This window comes from Paracoccus amoyensis (genome assembly GCF_014490725.1).
In the GTDB taxonomy this organism is placed as follows: domain Bacteria; phylum Pseudomonadota; class Alphaproteobacteria; order Rhodobacterales; family Rhodobacteraceae; genus Paracoccus; species Paracoccus amoyensis.
On the sequence record NZ_JACOQL010000004.1, the window covers coordinates 381,955 to 397,383 of the forward strand.

The window sequence follows — 15,429 nt, forward strand, 5'->3', positions numbered from 1 at the left end:
CATGGCTTACATGAGAAACTTGCGTCCCATTCTGATCCATCCCGATCCCCGCCTCAAGAAGATGGCCGAGCCGGTTGCGCGGGTCACGCCAGAGATCGAGGCAATGGCAGCAGATATGCTTGCCACGATGTATGATGCGCCCGGTATTGGCCTTGCCGCGCCGCAGATCGGGGTCGCGTGGCGCCTGTTCGTGATGGACGCAACCCGCGACCCCGAAGCCGAACCGCGTCCTTTGGTATTGCTCAATCCCGAAGTCACCTGGACCTCGGACGAACAGAACACCTATGAAGAAGGTTGCCTGTCCATCCCCGATCAATATGCTGAAGTGACGCGCCCGAAACAGGTGGGCATGCGCTGGCTGGGGCTGGATGGCAAAACGCATGAAGAAGATTTTGACGGACTTTGGGCGACCTGTGCCCAGCACGAGCTGGACCACCTGAATGGCGTCCTGTTCATCGACCACCTGTCCATGGTCAAACGTCAGATGATCACACGCAAGATGGTCAAGTTGAAGCGTGAGAAAGCACGTGCCTGATAGCGGTGCCAAAATCGGCTTCATCGCCCCCAACCTGCCAGTGGCGCTTGCCGGTGGAACTGTGCGGGATATCCTGATTTATCCTGACCCCATGTTGCGCGAAAACTGCGCCCCGTCGGGTTACTTGTCTGGATTAGAGCTGACGCGGCTTGCTGCGGCTTTGCTTGCAACCATGTATCATGCAGGTGGACGCGGCCTTGCCGCGCCTCAGATCGGGGTGATGCGGCGGGTGTTCGTGATGGACGCGACCTGGAAGGGTGGCGTCTCAGAGCCGGTGGTGATGACGGACCCTGAAATCCTGTCTTTCTCTGATGTGCAGGTGTCGATGCAGGAGCAATGCCTGTCCATTCCTGACCGCCCGGTCGAGGTGACGCGCCCCGAAAGCATCCAGATTGCATGGTATGATCTGCGCGGCCTGTTTCACAGTCAAACGCTGACAGGGCTATCCGCACGCATTGCCCAGCACGAGATTGATCACCTGAACGGTCGGCTGATCGTTGATGTCGAATAGATCATAATAGATGACCGTTCGCCCTTTTCTTCCTTATACCGACCGACGCCTGCATATCCCGGCCGGGCCTGTGACCGAGGTGAATGAAACGGTCCGCATGATTTGGGATGACATGGTCGATACGATGGACGCGATGCCCGGTGTCGGGCTGGCTGCGCCGCAAATCGGGATCATGTTGCGGCTGGCGGTTGTGGACGCATCCGAGAAGCGTGGGCAGGCGGTGCGGATGGCGAACCCGGAAATCCTGCATGAAAGCGTGCAATCGCGCAGCCATGACGAGGCCAGCCCAAATCTGCCCGGCGTCTTCGCCCAGATCAGCCGTCCGCGTGCGGTCACCGTTCGGTTTCTGAATGAGGCGGGTGAGATCGAGGACCGCGATTTTGTAGGTCTGTGGGCGACCAGCGTGCAACATCAGATCGACCATCTGAACGGTCGAATGTATGTCGATCATCTGTCACCCTTGCGGCGCAAGATGTTGGTTCAGAAATCGGCCAAGGTCGCACGGCGTGGATAGCGCGGGGGACTTCGCGTCCCCCGGACCCCCTGCGGGGTATTATTACAAAGAAGAAAGGGTCTACGATGCGCGTCGTTTTCATGGGAACGCCCGAATTTTCGGTGCCTGCCTTACGGGCGATCGCAGCGGCGCATGATGTTGTTGCCGTATATTCGCAGCCCCCTCGTCAGGCGGGGCGGGGGCAAAAGCCGCGCCCGTCAGCCGTGCATCAGGCGGCTGAGGATCTGGGCATCGAGGTGCGCACGCCGGTCAGGCTGCGTGACGCGAAGGCGCAGGCGGATTTCGCAGCATTGCAGGCGGATGTGGCTGTTGTCGTCGCCTATGGGTTGATCTTGCCGCAGGCCGTGCTGGATATGCCCCGGTTGGGCTGCTTGAATATCCACGCCTCTTTGTTGCCGCGCTGGCGGGGGGCCGCGCCGATACATCGCGCGATCATGGCCGGGGATCGCCAGACGGGTGTCGCGATCATGCAGATGGAGGCCGGACTGGATACGGGGCCGGTTCTGGCCGAACGCCGGACCGATATCGGCACCGAGGAAACGACGGCCGATCTGCATGACCGATTGTCGGTGATGGGAGCCTCGCTGATCGGCGATGTTCTGGCGCGGCTGCCCATGGAGGGCGTCGCACAGCCCGATGAGGGCGTCACTTATGCAGAAAAAATCGACAAGGCAGAGGCACGGATCGACTGGGCCCGCCCGGCTGTCGAGGTGGATCGGGTAATCCGGGGGCTGTCGCCCTTTCCCGGCGCGTGGTGCGAGATTGCGGGCGAGCGGGTCAAGCTGTTGCGCAGCCGTATCGTAACGGGGAAGGGCGCGCCGGGCGAGGTGTTGTCGGGCTTTGTAATCGCCTGCGGCGACGGTGCGGTCGAGATTGCCGAGGCACAACGGGCAGGCAAGAAGCCGATGTCGGCGGATGCCTTGCTGAAAGGGTGGTCGCTGCCGGCAAGACTGGATTGATCTCGGCGTGGTCAGCTTAAAGAAAAAGGCCGCCTGATCGGGCGGCCTTTTGGGTTATGATCTGCACGATCAGATTGAACCGTGGCAATGTTTGAATTTCTTGCCCGAACCGCAGGGGCAAAGGTCATTGCGTGACGGGTTGCCCCATGTCGACGGGTCGTTTTCGTCAAACCCGCGAACCAGCGGTGTGGGTTTGTCAGCGGCATCACCCGACTGGGTGTCGTTGCCATGCTCCAGCGTCAGATGCTCTTGCGATTCTTTCTGCTGCTGTTCCATCTGGCGTAGCATTTCTTCGCGTTCGGCATCGGTCAGCGGGCGGATTTGGGCCAGCCGCTGCGTCACGTCGAAGCGTAGGCCATCCAGAAGCGTTTCGAACAGCTGGAAGCCTTCGGTTTTATATTCTGACAGCGGGTCGCGCTGTGCATAGCCGCGAAAGCCCACGACCGAGCGCAGATGTTCCAGCGTCAGGAGGTGGTCGCGCCATTTCTGGTCGATCATCTGCAACAGAACCTGCTTTTCGATCATGCGCATGTTTTCTTCGCCGAACGCCTGCGCCTTGTCGGCCATATAGGTGTCGGTCGCGTCCTGAATGCGTTCGCGAATTGCTTCCTGATCGACGCCTTCCTCGGCGGCCCATTCCTCGACAGGCAGGTTCATGTTCAGCTTTTCGCGAACCGCCTCTTTCAAGCCGGGCAGATCCCATTGTTCGGGATAGGATTTTTCCGGCATGAAATCATCGACCAGATCGTCGATGACCTGATGGCGCATATCGCCCGCAATTTCACCGACCTCATCGCTGTCCATGATTTCGCGGCGCTGGCCAAAGATCGCCTTGCGCTGATCGTTCATCACATCGTCGAATTTCAGCAATTGCTTGCGGATATCGAAGTTGCGGCCTTCGACCTTGGCCTGCGCGCGTTCCAGCGATTTGTTGACCCAAGGGTGGATGATCGCCTCGCCCTCTTTCATTCCCAGAGAGGACAGAACCTTGTCCAGACGCTCGGATCCAAAGATGCGCATCAGGTCGTCGTCCAGCGACAGGAAGAACAGCGAACGGCCGGGATCGCCCTGACGGCCGGAACGACCGCGCAGCTGGTTGTCGATCCGGCGGCTTTCGTGGCGTTCGGTGCCCAGAACGAACAGGCCGCCAGCATCCAGAACCTGCTGCTTGGCCGCGGCGTGTTCCGCCTCGATCGTGGCGCGCAATTCATCGGGATGGGCTTCGGGATCGGCCTTCAGCGCCTCCATCACTTTCATTTCGACATTGCCGCCCAACTGAATGTCAGTTCCCCGGCCCGCCATGTTGGTGGCGATGGTCACCGCGCCCAGCTTGCCGGCATCGGCGACGATCTGGGCTTCGGCCTCGTGCTGGCGGGCGTTCAGAACGTTATGGGGGATGCCGGCCTGCTTCAGGACCTCGGACAACATTTCGGATTTCTCGATGCTGGTGGTGCCGACAAGGGTTGGCTGGCCCTTGGCATGGGCTTCCTTGATCGCTTCGACCACGGCTTCGTATTTTTCGCCCCCCGTGCGATAGACGCGGTCATGTTCATCCAGACGCTGGATGCCACGATTCGTCGGAACCTCGACCACGCCCAGCTTGTAGATTTCCGCGAATTCGTCCGCCTCGGTGGCGGCGGTCCCGGTCATGCCGGCCAGCTTGTTATACAGACGGAAGTAATTCTGGAAGGTGACCGAGGCAAGGGTGACGTTTTCCGGCTGGATCGTGACGCCTTCCTTGGCTTCGATGGCCTGATGCAGGCCGTCGGACAGGCGGCGGCCCTTCATCATGCGGCCGGTGAATTCGTCGATCAGCATCACCTCGCCGTCGCGGACCATGTAATGCTGATCGCGGGTATACAGCTTGTGCGCCCGAAGGGCTTGGTTGGCGTGGTGGACGATGGTGGTCGATTCCGGGTCATACAGCGTCTGATCCTGCGGCAGGATGCCTTCGGCCTGCAGGCGCTGTTCCAGATACTCGTTCCCTTCCTCGGTGAAGGTGGCGTTCCGGGTCTTTTCATCCAGCTTGTAATGTTCTTCGGTCAGAAGCGGGATGTATGCATTCAGCGTCACGTAAAGTTCGCTGCGATCCTGCGATGGGCCAGAGATGATCAGCGGCGTCCGTGCTTCGTCGATCAGGATCGAGTCGACCTCGTCCACGATGGCGAAGTTATGGCCACGCTGGACCATTTCGGCCACGCTGCCCTTCATATTGTCGCGCAGATAGTCGAAGCCCAGTTCGTTATTCGTGGCATAGGTCACGTCCGCGGCATAGGCCTGACGCTTCTCGGGTTCGGGCTGGAACGGATAGACGACGCCGGTGGTCAGGCCCAGTTGGGCGAAAACCTTGCTCATCCATTCGGCGTCGCGTTTGGCCAGATAGTCGTTGACGGTCACGACATGCACGCCCTTGCCACCAAGCGCATTCAGATAGGCAGGGAAGGTTGCGACAAGGGTCTTGCCCTCGCCCGTCTTCATCTCGGCAATGTTACCCTGATGCAGGAAAATCCCGCCCATCAGCTGGACATCGAACGCGCGCAGGCCAAGCGCACGACGCGCACCTTCGCGGCAATTGGCAAATGCCTCGGGCAGCAGATCGTAAAGGTCTTCGCCCTTGGCGATGCGGTCCTGAAATTCGCGCGTCTTTTCAATCAGCTGATCATCGGTCAGCGGTTTGAACTGTTCTTCAAGCGCGTTGATGCGTGCGACCAGCGCTCGCGTTCCTTTGACTTTCCGATCATTCGGTGTGCCAAAGACTTTCTTCGCCAGATTTCCAATGCCGAGCATATTACCTTCGCAATCACGTTGTTGGGAAAGGCAGTCTCGGGCGGCACTACTTGCCCGTACCGACCGCGTTGCCGTATCAGGGGCCTGAACGAAAAGCGGCGGTGGCGCCTTCCTCGGAGTTGGCTGGGATGTATGCGCCGCTTGCCTGACTGTCAACGCTGGCCCAGCCATTCAAGCGGTCTGGGCATCATAATATAGGGATTTTCATGTTCAAACCATCGCTACTTGCCGCTGTTCTGTTCGCCGTGCCGTTGATGACCCCGGTTCAGGTGTTGGCGCAGGATCAGACGGCCGAGACTGTTGTCGCGACCGTGAACGGCCAGGACATTACATTGGGTCAGATGATCGTGATGAAGCAGTCCATGCAGGATCCTTCTGTGGCGGCGCTGCCCGCACAGGATCTGTGGGATATGTTGTTGGACCAGCTGGTGCGTCAGGCCGTGATGGCGGGCGAGGGTGCCGAAAACGCGGGCGTTCGCGCGCAACTGGAGTTGCAGCGCCGCAATACGCTGGCGACTGCTGCCGTGACGAAGCTGGCAGAAGCCGCACCCACCGATGCAGAAATTCAGGCCGCCTATGACCGACTGTTCGCCGATGCCGCGCCGGTCGAAGAATATTCTGCCGCCCATATCCTTGTCGCGACCGAAGACGAGGCGAAAGAGGTCAAGCAACGCCTGGATGAAGGGGCTGATTTTGGCGAGGTGGCAGCCGAAAAATCGACCGATAATTCCAGCCAAAATAAAGGCGATCTGGGCTGGTTTTCGGCCGAAATGATGGTCGAACCCTTTGCCAAGGCGGTTCAGGCCCTTGAAAAGGGACAGATTTCCGACCCGGTGCAAAGCGATTTTGGCTGGCATGTCATTCAGTTGAACGACACGCGTATGCGCGAAGTTCCGAAGCTGGAGGAAGTCCGCACCGAGGTCGAGCAGATGGTCCGTCGCGAAAAGCTCGAGGCCGAGGTTGAACGGCTGGTCGGTGATGCGAAGGTCGAAAAGACCGAAGGTATCCCGGCAGAAGCCATGAACAACGACGCGCTGCTGGAGGCCGAATAATGGGCAAGGCTGGGCTTCCCGTGTCACCGCTGGCACCGGCCAGCTTTCCGGAATTGCCTGTTATCGCTGGCGTCGAGTTTTCCAGCGGTGCTGCGGGCGTCAAATATCAGGGTCGCACGGATGTGACGCTGATTCGCATTGCCGAAGGCTCTTCGATCGCAGGGGCCTTCACCAAATCCTCGACCCGCGCAGCCTGTGTTCTGGATAATCAGGCCAAACTGGCGCAGAACGCCGATACCAACGCGGGCGCTGCGATTATCGTCAATTCGGGCAATGCAAACGCCTTTACTGGTGCGCGCGGCCTGGAATCGGTCGCGGCGGTGACGGGGGCTGTCGCGGATGCGCTTGGCCTGCCGCAGAACCGGGTGTTCTCATCCTCGACCGGTGTGATCGGAGAGCCGCTGCCGCATGATCGAATTATCGCGATCGTTGGCGATCTGAAAGCCGGTCTGGACGAAGCGGGTGTGGCGGCTGCAGCCCGTGCCATCATGACAACGGATACATTTCCCAAGGGTGCCTCGGCCACGGTAAAGGGCGATGGTGGACAGATCCGCATCGCCGGGATCGCCAAGGGGTCCGGCATGATCGCGCCGGATATGGCAACGATGTTGGTCTATATCTTCACCGACGCCAGGATTTCAGCGCCGCTGCTGCAGGGCGCATTGGTGGGGGGGCTGGCTTCGACCTTCAACGCGATCACGGTTGATAGCGATACGTCAACCTCGGACGCGCTGATTGTCGCGGCGACCGGGCGCAGCGATGCGGCTGAAATCACCGATTTATCCTCGACCGAAGGTCAGGCTTTCGTCGCGGCTTTGCATGGCGTGATGCGAGAATTGGCCCAACTTGTCGTTCGTGACGGCGAAGGGGCGTCTAAATTCGTGGAAATTCAGGTAACTGGTGCCGCGTCCGAAGATGATGCGCATCGGGTTGCAATGGCAGTTGCAAATTCGCCGCTGGTCAAGACCGCGATTGCCGGCGAGGATGCCAATTGGGGCCGTATCGTTGCGGCGGTCGGTAAATCCGGGGCCGAGGCTGATCGCGACCTGCTGAAGATCAGTTTTGGTGACATGGTTCTGGCGGAAAAAGGCTGGCGTTCGCCCGGTTATGACGAAGAAAAGGCCAGCGCTTACATGAAGAACCAGAATCTGATCATCGGCGTCGATCTTGGTCTGGGGCAGGGCGCGCGCACGGTTTGGACCTGCGATCTGACCCACGGCTATATTGATATCAATGCGGATTATCGCTCGTGAAGACGGTTCTGGTTGCTGCCGTTGCGCTGATTGATCCCGACGGGCGCGTGCTTTTGGCGCAGCGCCCTGAGGGAAAGTCCATGGCCGGTCTATGGGAGTTTCCCGGCGGCAAGGTCGAGCACGGAGAAACGCCCGAGGCTGCCCTGATCCGGGAACTGCATGAGGAGCTGGGCATTGACACCTGGACCAGCTGCCTTGCGCCGCTGACCTTTGCCAGCCACAGCTATGATGATTTCCACCTGTTGATGCCGGTTTATGCCTGCCGCAAGTGGCAGGGAATCGTCCAGCCGCAAGAAGGGCAGAAGCTTGCCTGGGTCAGATCAAACGATCTGCGCAGCTATGACATGCCGCCAGCGGACATCCCGCTGATCCCGGCCTTGCAGATGTGGCTATAATTCCACAAACTCAACTACCGTCACATAATATTCATACAAATTAGGGTGGCCGTCGAAAACTTTGTTTCTTGTTAACATTTGCTGACCTAGGCTGATGCTTACGGAGAAGGAGAGTTTGACATGATTCGCACAGTATCTGTTGGCAGCTACATTCTGATTCAGGGTGTGTTTGAAAGTCAGGCGCCGAATGGGAACATGATTGTTCGCGTGGGTGGGCGCACCTATGAGGGCAAACCGGTTACACCGTGATTCACTGGAGCTGATAGAGGGTAGACGATCATATTTTGCGGTGATCCGCTGAACGGGCGCGGACAAGGTTTTCTCACAAGACCATTGGGGTTTTGTTTGGGTTGCACGCATTAAGGCTGATGTCGCGGCTTGTTGCATCCCGAAACAGGTCGCAGTTTCGGCGGACCACGCGCTCTCACCTGTCGCGATGGATGGGCATCTTGGACTTTCTGTCCAACCGCTTGCCAGGCCCCTCGAAACAACCATCCATAAAAAACGGGCTGCATTTCTGCAGCCCGTTTTCTGTTTTGAAAGGACGCTTTGTTTACAGCGAGCGTTCGACCTCTTCGCGTTCGAAGATTTCGATCACATCGTTGACGCGGATATCGTCGTAGTTTTCGAACGCCATACCGCATTCCTGACCCGACTGAACTTCTTTGACCTCGTCCTTGAAGCGCTTCAGCGTTTTCAGTGTGCCTTCGTGGACCACCACGTTGTCGCGCAGCAGGCGAACACCGGCTGAACGACGCGCCACGCCTTCGGTGACCAGACAGCCAGCAACCTTGCCGATGCCGGTCACTTTGAAGACTTCGCGGATCTGCGCATAGCCGATGAAGTTCTCGCGAACCTCTGCCGACAACAGGCCCGAAGCCGCAGCTTTGATATCATCAACCAGATCATAGATGATCGAGTAATAGCGGATCTCGACGCCTTTCTGGTTCGCGGCATTGCGCGCCGGTGCGTTGGCACGGACGTTGAAGCCGATGACCGGCGCGCCCGAGGCTTCGGCCAGACCGATATCGGATTCGGTAATGGCCCCGACGCCGTAATGCAGCACGCGGACGCGGACTTCATCGTTGCCGATTTTTTCCAACGCCTGAACGATGGCTTCTGCCGAACCTTGCACGTCGGCCTTCACCACGACCGGCAGCTCGGCCACGCTTTCATCAGCTTTGGCTTTTGCCATCAGCTGTTCCAGCGTCGTTGCGGCACCGGCAGCGGCGCGTTTGTCCTTGCTTTGCTGGTTGCGGTAATCCGCAATCTCACGGGCCTGCGCTTCGGTTTCGACGACGTTCAGAACATCGCCGGCCTCTGGCGTGCCGTTCAGGCCCAGAACTTCGACCGGAACCGATGGGCCAGCCTCTTCGACCCGCTCGCCCTTGTCGTTGATCAGCGCACGAACTTTACCCCACTGTTCGCCGACGACAAAGATATCGCCACGATGAAGGGTGCCGTTCTGCACCAGAACCGTTGCGACGGGACCGCGCCCCACGTCGAGCTGCGCTTCAATCACAGCACCTTGAGCGGCGCGGTTCGGGTTGGACTTCAGCTCCAAAATTTCTGCCTGCAACGCGATGGCTTCCAGCAGCTCATCCAGGCCCTTGCCGGTCTTCGCCGAAACCTCAACGTCCTGCACATCACCCGACATCTTTTCGACAACGACTTCGTGCTGCAACAGATCGGTGCGGACTTTGTTCACATCGGCTGCCGGTTTATCGACCTTGTTGATCGCGACGATCATCGGCACGCCTGCGGCCTTGGCGTGGTTAATCGCCTCGACCGTTTGCGGCATCACGGCATCATCTGCCGCGACGACCAGAACAACAATATCGGTGACCTGGGCACCACGAGCGCGCATCGAGGTGAACGCCGCGTGGCCGGGCGTGTCGAGGAAGGTCAGGACAGAGCCAGATTCCGTCGTCACCTGATAAGCACCGATATGCTGGGTGATCCCGCCAGCCTCACCGGAAACCACGTTGGCCTTGCGAATCGCGTCGAGCAACGACGTTTTGCCGTGGTCAACGTGGCCCATGATCGTGATGACCGGAGGACGCGGCTGCAGATCTTCGGCCTTGTCTTCGATCGTATCGATGACCTGTTCGACGTCCGAATCCGACACGCGAACCGCGCGGTGGCCGAATTCTTCGATCACCAACTCTGCGGTATCTGCGTCGATAGGCTGGTTCATGGACACCATCATGCCCATTTTCATCAGCGTTTTGACGACGTCAGCCGCGCGTTCAGCCATGCGGTTTGCCAGTTCCGACACCACGATGGTTTCCGGCAACTGAACATCACGAACCTGCTTTTCGACACGCTGATTGCCGCCCGTCGCCTTTTGACGGGCACGGTCCTGTTTGCGCTTCATCGCCGCCAGCGAACGTTGCCGCCCGCCTTCACCGTCCAACGCCTGGCTCAACGACAGCTTGCCCGAACGACGGTTGTCGTCGCGGGCGGCCTTGTTGCGCGAATCGCGTTCGGCAGCGGCGCGGTCGGTGCGATCGCGATCGGTTTTGCGGGGGCCTGCAGCCGAAACACCCTTGGTTTCCGCGCGTGCAGCAGCCGCTTCGATCGCAGCCTGATCCGGCGCTGCAGGACGCGCTGCGGCACCAGCAGCCGCTGCCGGTTTGGCGCGGGGCTGTTCCTTTTTGGGTTCTTCTTTCTGCTTCGCAAGCTTTTCCGCTTCCGCTTCGCGGGCGCGGCGTTCTTCCTCTTCGGCCTTCGCCTTCAAGGCTTCTTCACGCTCGCGCTCTTCGCGTTCCTTGGCCTCGATCTCGGCACGACGGCGTTCGCGCTCTTCCTCGCGCGCTTTTTCATCAGCGGCGCGGGCGGCGGCCTCTTCGACCTCACGCGATTTGGCAGCCGCCAAAGCCTTCAGGCGACGCTCCATTTCGGCTTCGGAAATGCCGGCGGGACGTTTCGACGGGTCGCCGGCATGTTTGGCGACCATCGGCGATTTGGGCTTGTCGGTCGAAGCAGCGCCCTGCGACGGACCCGGCTTGGGAACCACGACGCGCTTGCGCTTGGTTTCAACGACCACGCTCTTGGTCCGACCGTGGCTGAAGCTTTGCTTGACCTGACCGGACCGGCCGCTACCGCCGCCGACACCCAGTGTCTTATTTCCGTCTTTGTCGCTCATTGCGTATTCATTCCTTCCCGGCGGCCGAATTGCCACCGTCATGCCCGCGCAGACCCGTTAGTCTGCCGGCTTCCAAGATCACCTTGTCCGTCAGGCCACCCGCCGCAAGCGCGCCGTGTATGACATGATCGCGACCAAAGGACAAACCCAATTCTGACGCCGTCAGACAGCCGAACCAGCGTCCGCCTGTGGGTGTCCACAACTTGCCTTTTCCGCGGTCTGACCCGTCCGAGGCTTGCAACAAAACCTTTGCGACGCCACCGGCCAGCCAGCCCTTTACCTTTTCGAATCCGGCAACTGCCCTGCCCGATTTCCGGGCCAGAGAAACCAGATCGACCACCCGTCTTGCCTGCCCTGCCTCTACAAGGTCAGCCAGGTTTGCGGGGACGGTTACCTGCATCTTTGCCGCGCGCGAAAACAATCCTTTCGCAGCAGCCTTATCAATTGCGGCCTTGTCGGCCACAACCCAGATTCCTCGGCCCGGCAGCTTTTCGGCCAGGTCGGGGATAATTTCCCTTTCCGGCCCGACCACAAACCGTATCAGCCCCGCCTTGGGCTGCACTTCGCCCGTGACGATGCAGCGCCGTTCAGGCTCGGTCCGGTCTTTGTCGCGTCCGCCGCGGCTCATGCCGGTTGGTCCGGGGCGATCAGGCCCCGGCCTCCTGGTCGTCTTCCGCTTCTTCCGCACTCGCGACGTCCAGCTCTGCGGGATCGACCCAGCCAAGGCTGACTCGTGCGGTCATGATCAGATTTTGCGCTTCCTCCAGCGAAACGTCAAAAGGTTCCAGCAAGCCTTCGTCCTTGACACGCTGGCCGTTCACCGTGGTCCAGCCACCGGCCAGCTCCCAGTCAGCACAGGTGGCAAAGTCTTCCAGCGTCTTGATGCCATCCTTCGCCAGCGCCTCAAGCATTTGGGGCGTCAGGCCATCGAATTCAACCAGGCTGTCTTCAACGCCAAGTGCGCGGGCGTTGTCCAACGCCGCTTTGTTGCGGGCCTCCAATACGTCGCGGGCACGTGCCTGCAACTCGGACGCCGTGCTTTCGTCCACGCCTTCAATGGACAACAACTCATCCTGTTCGACATAGGCGACTTCTTCCAGATCGGTGAAGCCTTCGGCGACCAGAAGCTGGGCAAAGAATTCATCCAGATCCAGTGCGTCCATGAACAACTGGGTGCGTGTGTTGAATTCAGCCTGACGGCGCTTGGATTCTTCTTCCTCGGTCAGGATATCGATATCAAGGCCGGTCAACTGGCTTGCCAGACGCACGTTTTGGCCACGACGGCCAATGGCCAGCGACAATTGTTCATCCGGAACAACGACTTCGATCTTGTTGGCTTCTTCGTCAAACACGACCTTGCTGACCTCGGCCGGCTGCAGCGCGTTCACAAGGAAAGTGGCCTGATCTTCATTCCACGGAATGATGTCGATCTTTTCGCCCTGCAATTCCCCGACAACCGCCTGAACGCGGCTGCCGCGCATACCGACGCAGGCACCGACCGGGTCAATGCTGTTGTCATAGCTGATGACGGCAATCTTGGCGCGCGAACCGGGATCACGGGCAACTGCCTTGATCTCGATGATGCCGTCATAGATTTCGGGCACTTCCATCTTGAACAGTTCGGCCATGAACTGCGGATCGGTGCGCGACAGGAAGATCTGCGGACCACGCGATTCGCGGCGCACATCTTTGACATAGGCGCGAATACGATCGTTCGGGCGATATGATTCGCGACCGATCTTTTCGTTGCGGCGCAGAATGGCTTCGCCACGGCCCACATCAACGATGATGTTGCCATATTCTTCGCGCTTCACGACACCGTTGATGATGGTGTTGGCGCGATCCTTGAATTCTTCATACTGGCGATCACGTTCGGCTTCGCGGACGCGTTGCAGGATAACCTGCTTGGCCGATTGGGCGGCAATCCGGCCCAGTTCAACTGGCGGAACCTGTTCCTGGAACACGTCGCCGATTTGCGGACCGCCGACGAAATCTGCCAGACGCTCGCCTTCGCGGCTCCAGAAATTGGCCGGATCGCGCTGTGCTTCAAAGTAAGGCTTTGCCTGCACGGGCGAAAACTCAGCCTGATAATTTTCGATCAGCTCGTCTTCGACAACGGTGCGAACGCGGGTGAAGGTGGCGTTGCCGGTCTTGCGGTCGATCTTGACGCGGATGTCCATCTCGGCGCCGTAACGCGACTTCGCGGCACGGGCGAGGCTGTCTTCCATCGCTTCGATGACCAGTTCAGGTTCGATCATCTTTTCGCGTGCAACGGCTTCAGCCGTTTGCAACAGTTCAAGCTGGTTGGCAGAGGTGATTGCCATCACTTACTCCTTGGCATTGGCGCCGTCTGCGCCCGCTTCGTTGTCATCTTCGGTTTCGATTGCGTCAAAGGCAGTTTCGTCCAGATTGTCGATCTCGACTCCCGCCTCTTTCTTCTGACGCAGCATTTCGCGAATCAATTCGTCGGTCAGCACCAGCTTAGCATCGCTGAGCCAGTCAAAATTCAGTCCGATGGTCTGGGTTTCGCCGTTTTCGTCGATATTCAGCAGAACTTCATCACCCTCGACCCCTGCCAGAATACCTTTCCAGCGTTTGCGATTGTCGATGGCCTGATTGGTTTCCAGCCTGACCTCATATCCCTCGAAGGTTTCGAAATCCTTGAGCCGGGTCAGAGGGCGGTCGATGCCGGGGCTGGAAACTTCCAGATGATAGGCTTCTTCAATCGGATCCTCGACATCCAATGCGGCACTGACAGCAACGGAAATATCGCCGCAATCGTCCACATTGATGCCACCATCCGGGCGGTCGGCCATGATTTGCAGGGTCGCGGTCTTGCCGCCTTGCAGGCGGAGGCGCACCAGCTCAAAGCCCAGATCCTCGATCACGGGCGAGATGATCTCGGCCAGACGGCGGTCAATGGCGGTCTTGGCAATCAGGTCGTTGGACATGTGATCCCCTAGAAATGAAAAACGGGCCTTCCAGCGGGCCCGTATCGTGCTTCGGTGGGGCAGGGGGTGGAAGCCTGCTCCGCTGTTGAGATGCTATATAGGCGGCGAATGAAAAATATGCAAGCCAAACCGACGGACGGGGCAGGGAGGTCGGCCGTTGTCAGCCCGCTGCCTGCCGGTCGATCCGCATCAGCAACTGATCGACCATCGCCAGCACTTCGTCGGGGTCGATCGTAAAGCCACTCTCAGCCATGCTGCCGATGACCATGCCGCTATGCATGTCCAGACAGCGCAACCACTCGTGCGCCGCGACATAGAAACGATCCGGCGGCAACAGTGTCAGCATACCGCCACCATCGCGCAGATTGTATGTTGCATGGCGACTCTGGCTGCCTTCGACTGTGATGATCACCGCAGCATCAAGCATCTGGGAAATCAGCTGCCGGGTGTCGCCCTCGGCGGTGACGATGCTGACACCTGCAGCCGCAAGGCGATTTTCCAGTTCGGCCGAATTCGCGATCTCTCTTCGGTCGCCTGTTGGCCCACGGCGCAAAAAAACAATCTTGGTTCGGTTATCCGGCACGGTACCAAAGTTCTGACGCAGCCGATCACGCAGCGTACGATAGCGATCGGCCTTTGCTCGGCTGAAGCCCAGATCGCGCACCAAAGTTAATTTGCGGCTGCGGACAACCATTTGCTGCGACCAGTCGTGATTGAACAAGGACGCATAGACCGGCGTGTTGTCCCATGCCGGCAATGGCAGAGAAATCACATTCGATTGCCCACGAAATGCCTCGAACGCCGAGGTGTCGTCGCCCAGCCAATGGCCGAAATAACGAAGACCAGCCATGGAATTTATCAGCACCGTATCCTCTAGTACCGGGGCTGAACGCAGAATGTCGGAAAGACCTGCCTGTACGAAGCTGGAGTGAAGCACAGGGGCGTCCCGGTTGAAAATGATGCCTCCGATCACGGTTGCGTCACGCAGGTCGTATGTCGCCAGCGGCGTTTCGGTGTAATGATCTGCTGTCAGCACTTTGTGCAACTGCTCCACCGTGGCGCCAAATGCGCATTTGGTCACGCGCGAGAAATGATCAGGGTTGAACAGCGCCGGCCGACAAGGAACAGAGGTAGGTTGCGCGGACGGTATGTACTTCGGCGTCGCCGCGAAATCGAACGGCCTGCCTGCCACCCGACCAACCGCCTTGCGTGACTGATATTCAAGCCAATGTGCTGCCGGGTGTCTCATACTAAGGCCAACTTCGTTGATAAAAACAGGTGGGCTCCATAGCCAGCAGCCTTATTCGCGTCAAGTTTTCGCCCC

General features: G+C 59.2%; 14 protein-coding genes. 8 read left to right on the forward strand and 6 right to left on the reverse strand.

What is annotated here, in order from left to right; genetic code table 11:
* Nucleotides 1–10 precede the first annotated feature (10 nt).
* The 4 genes from def (H4P12_RS14395) to fmt all read left to right on the forward strand — a co-directional run bounded on the left by def (H4P12_RS14395) (nt 11) and on the right by fmt (nt 2,519).
* Complete coding sequence (def, locus tag H4P12_RS14395; protein WP_187794351.1) at nt 11–535, forward strand: peptide deformylase; 525 nt, start codon at nt 11–13, stop codon at nt 533–535.
* Nucleotides 528–1,046, forward strand: coding sequence for a peptide deformylase (def, locus tag H4P12_RS14400; protein ID WP_343069836.1), 519 nt, complete (start codon nt 528–530; stop codon nt 1,044–1,046). Before def (H4P12_RS14395) ends, def (H4P12_RS14400) begins: the two co-directional genes overlap by 8 nt.
* Nucleotides 1,047–1,056: 10 nt before the next feature.
* Entirely contained in the window at nt 1,057–1,560 is a 504-nt protein-coding gene (gene def / locus H4P12_RS14405) for a peptide deformylase (RefSeq protein WP_187794352.1), read from the forward strand.
* A 65-nt stretch (nt 1,561–1,625) separates the two neighbouring features.
* A complete protein-coding gene (gene fmt, locus H4P12_RS14410; RefSeq protein WP_187794353.1) occupies nt 1,626–2,519 on the forward strand; it encodes a methionyl-tRNA formyltransferase in 894 nt (297 codons plus the stop codon).
* A 69-nt stretch (nt 2,520–2,588) separates the two neighbouring features.
* Here fmt and secA read toward each other — a convergent pair whose 3' ends face one another.
* Nucleotides 2,589–5,306, reverse strand: a complete 2,718-nt coding sequence (gene secA, locus H4P12_RS14415) for a preprotein translocase subunit SecA (RefSeq protein ID WP_187794354.1) — start codon at nt 5,304–5,306, stop codon at nt 2,589–2,591.
* Nucleotides 5,307–5,512: 206 nt separating this feature from the next.
* Between secA and H4P12_RS14420 the strand changes: the two genes are divergently transcribed.
* The 4 genes from H4P12_RS14420 to H4P12_RS19070 all read left to right on the forward strand — a co-directional run bounded on the left by H4P12_RS14420 (nt 5,513) and on the right by H4P12_RS19070 (nt 8,255).
* Nucleotides 5,513–6,358: a peptidylprolyl isomerase gene (locus H4P12_RS14420; protein WP_187794355.1), complete on the forward strand. Its 846-nt coding sequence runs from the start codon at nt 5,513–5,515 to the stop codon at nt 6,356–6,358.
* Complete coding sequence (gene argJ / locus H4P12_RS14425; RefSeq protein ID WP_187794356.1) at nt 6,358–7,611, forward strand: bifunctional glutamate N-acetyltransferase/amino-acid acetyltransferase ArgJ; 1,254 nt, start codon at nt 6,358–6,360, stop codon at nt 7,609–7,611. Before H4P12_RS14420 ends, argJ begins: the two co-directional genes overlap by 1 nt.
* A complete protein-coding gene (gene mutT, locus H4P12_RS14430) occupies nt 7,608–8,006 on the forward strand; it encodes an 8-oxo-dGTP diphosphatase MutT (protein ID WP_187794357.1) in 399 nt (132 codons plus the stop codon). Before argJ ends, mutT begins: the two co-directional genes overlap by 4 nt.
* Nucleotides 8,007–8,126: 120 nt before the next feature.
* The gene (locus H4P12_RS19070) at nt 8,127–8,255 is read left to right on the forward strand and encodes a hypothetical protein (RefSeq protein ID WP_281390471.1); all 129 of its coding nucleotides are present in this window, start codon (nt 8,127–8,129) and stop codon (nt 8,253–8,255) included.
* Between the two features lie 304 nt (nt 8,256–8,559).
* On the opposite strand, the gene infB is transcribed toward H4P12_RS19070, so the two are convergent.
* The 5 genes from infB to H4P12_RS14455 form a co-directional block, all read right to left on the reverse strand.
* Entirely contained in the window at nt 8,560–11,154 is a 2,595-nt protein-coding gene (infB, locus tag H4P12_RS14435; protein WP_187794358.1) for a translation initiation factor IF-2, read from the reverse strand.
* Between the two features lie 7 nt (nt 11,155–11,161).
* Nucleotides 11,162–11,782 (reverse strand): RNA-binding protein, encoded by a 621-nt coding sequence (locus H4P12_RS14440; RefSeq protein WP_187794359.1) that lies wholly within the window; start codon nt 11,780–11,782, stop codon nt 11,162–11,164.
* Nucleotides 11,783–11,801: 19 nt separating this feature from the next.
* Complete coding sequence (gene nusA / locus H4P12_RS14445; protein WP_187794360.1) at nt 11,802–13,478, reverse strand: transcription termination factor NusA; 1,677 nt, start codon at nt 13,476–13,478, stop codon at nt 11,802–11,804.
* A 3-nt stretch (nt 13,479–13,481) separates the two neighbouring features.
* Nucleotides 13,482–14,105, reverse strand: coding sequence for a ribosome maturation factor RimP (gene rimP, locus H4P12_RS14450; protein ID WP_187794361.1), 624 nt, complete (start codon nt 14,103–14,105; stop codon nt 13,482–13,484).
* A gap of 160 nt (nt 14,106–14,265) precedes the next feature.
* Entirely contained in the window at nt 14,266–15,186 is a 921-nt protein-coding gene (locus H4P12_RS14455; protein WP_187794362.1) for a glycosyltransferase 61 family protein, read from the reverse strand.
* Nucleotides 15,187–15,429 lie beyond the last annotated feature (243 nt).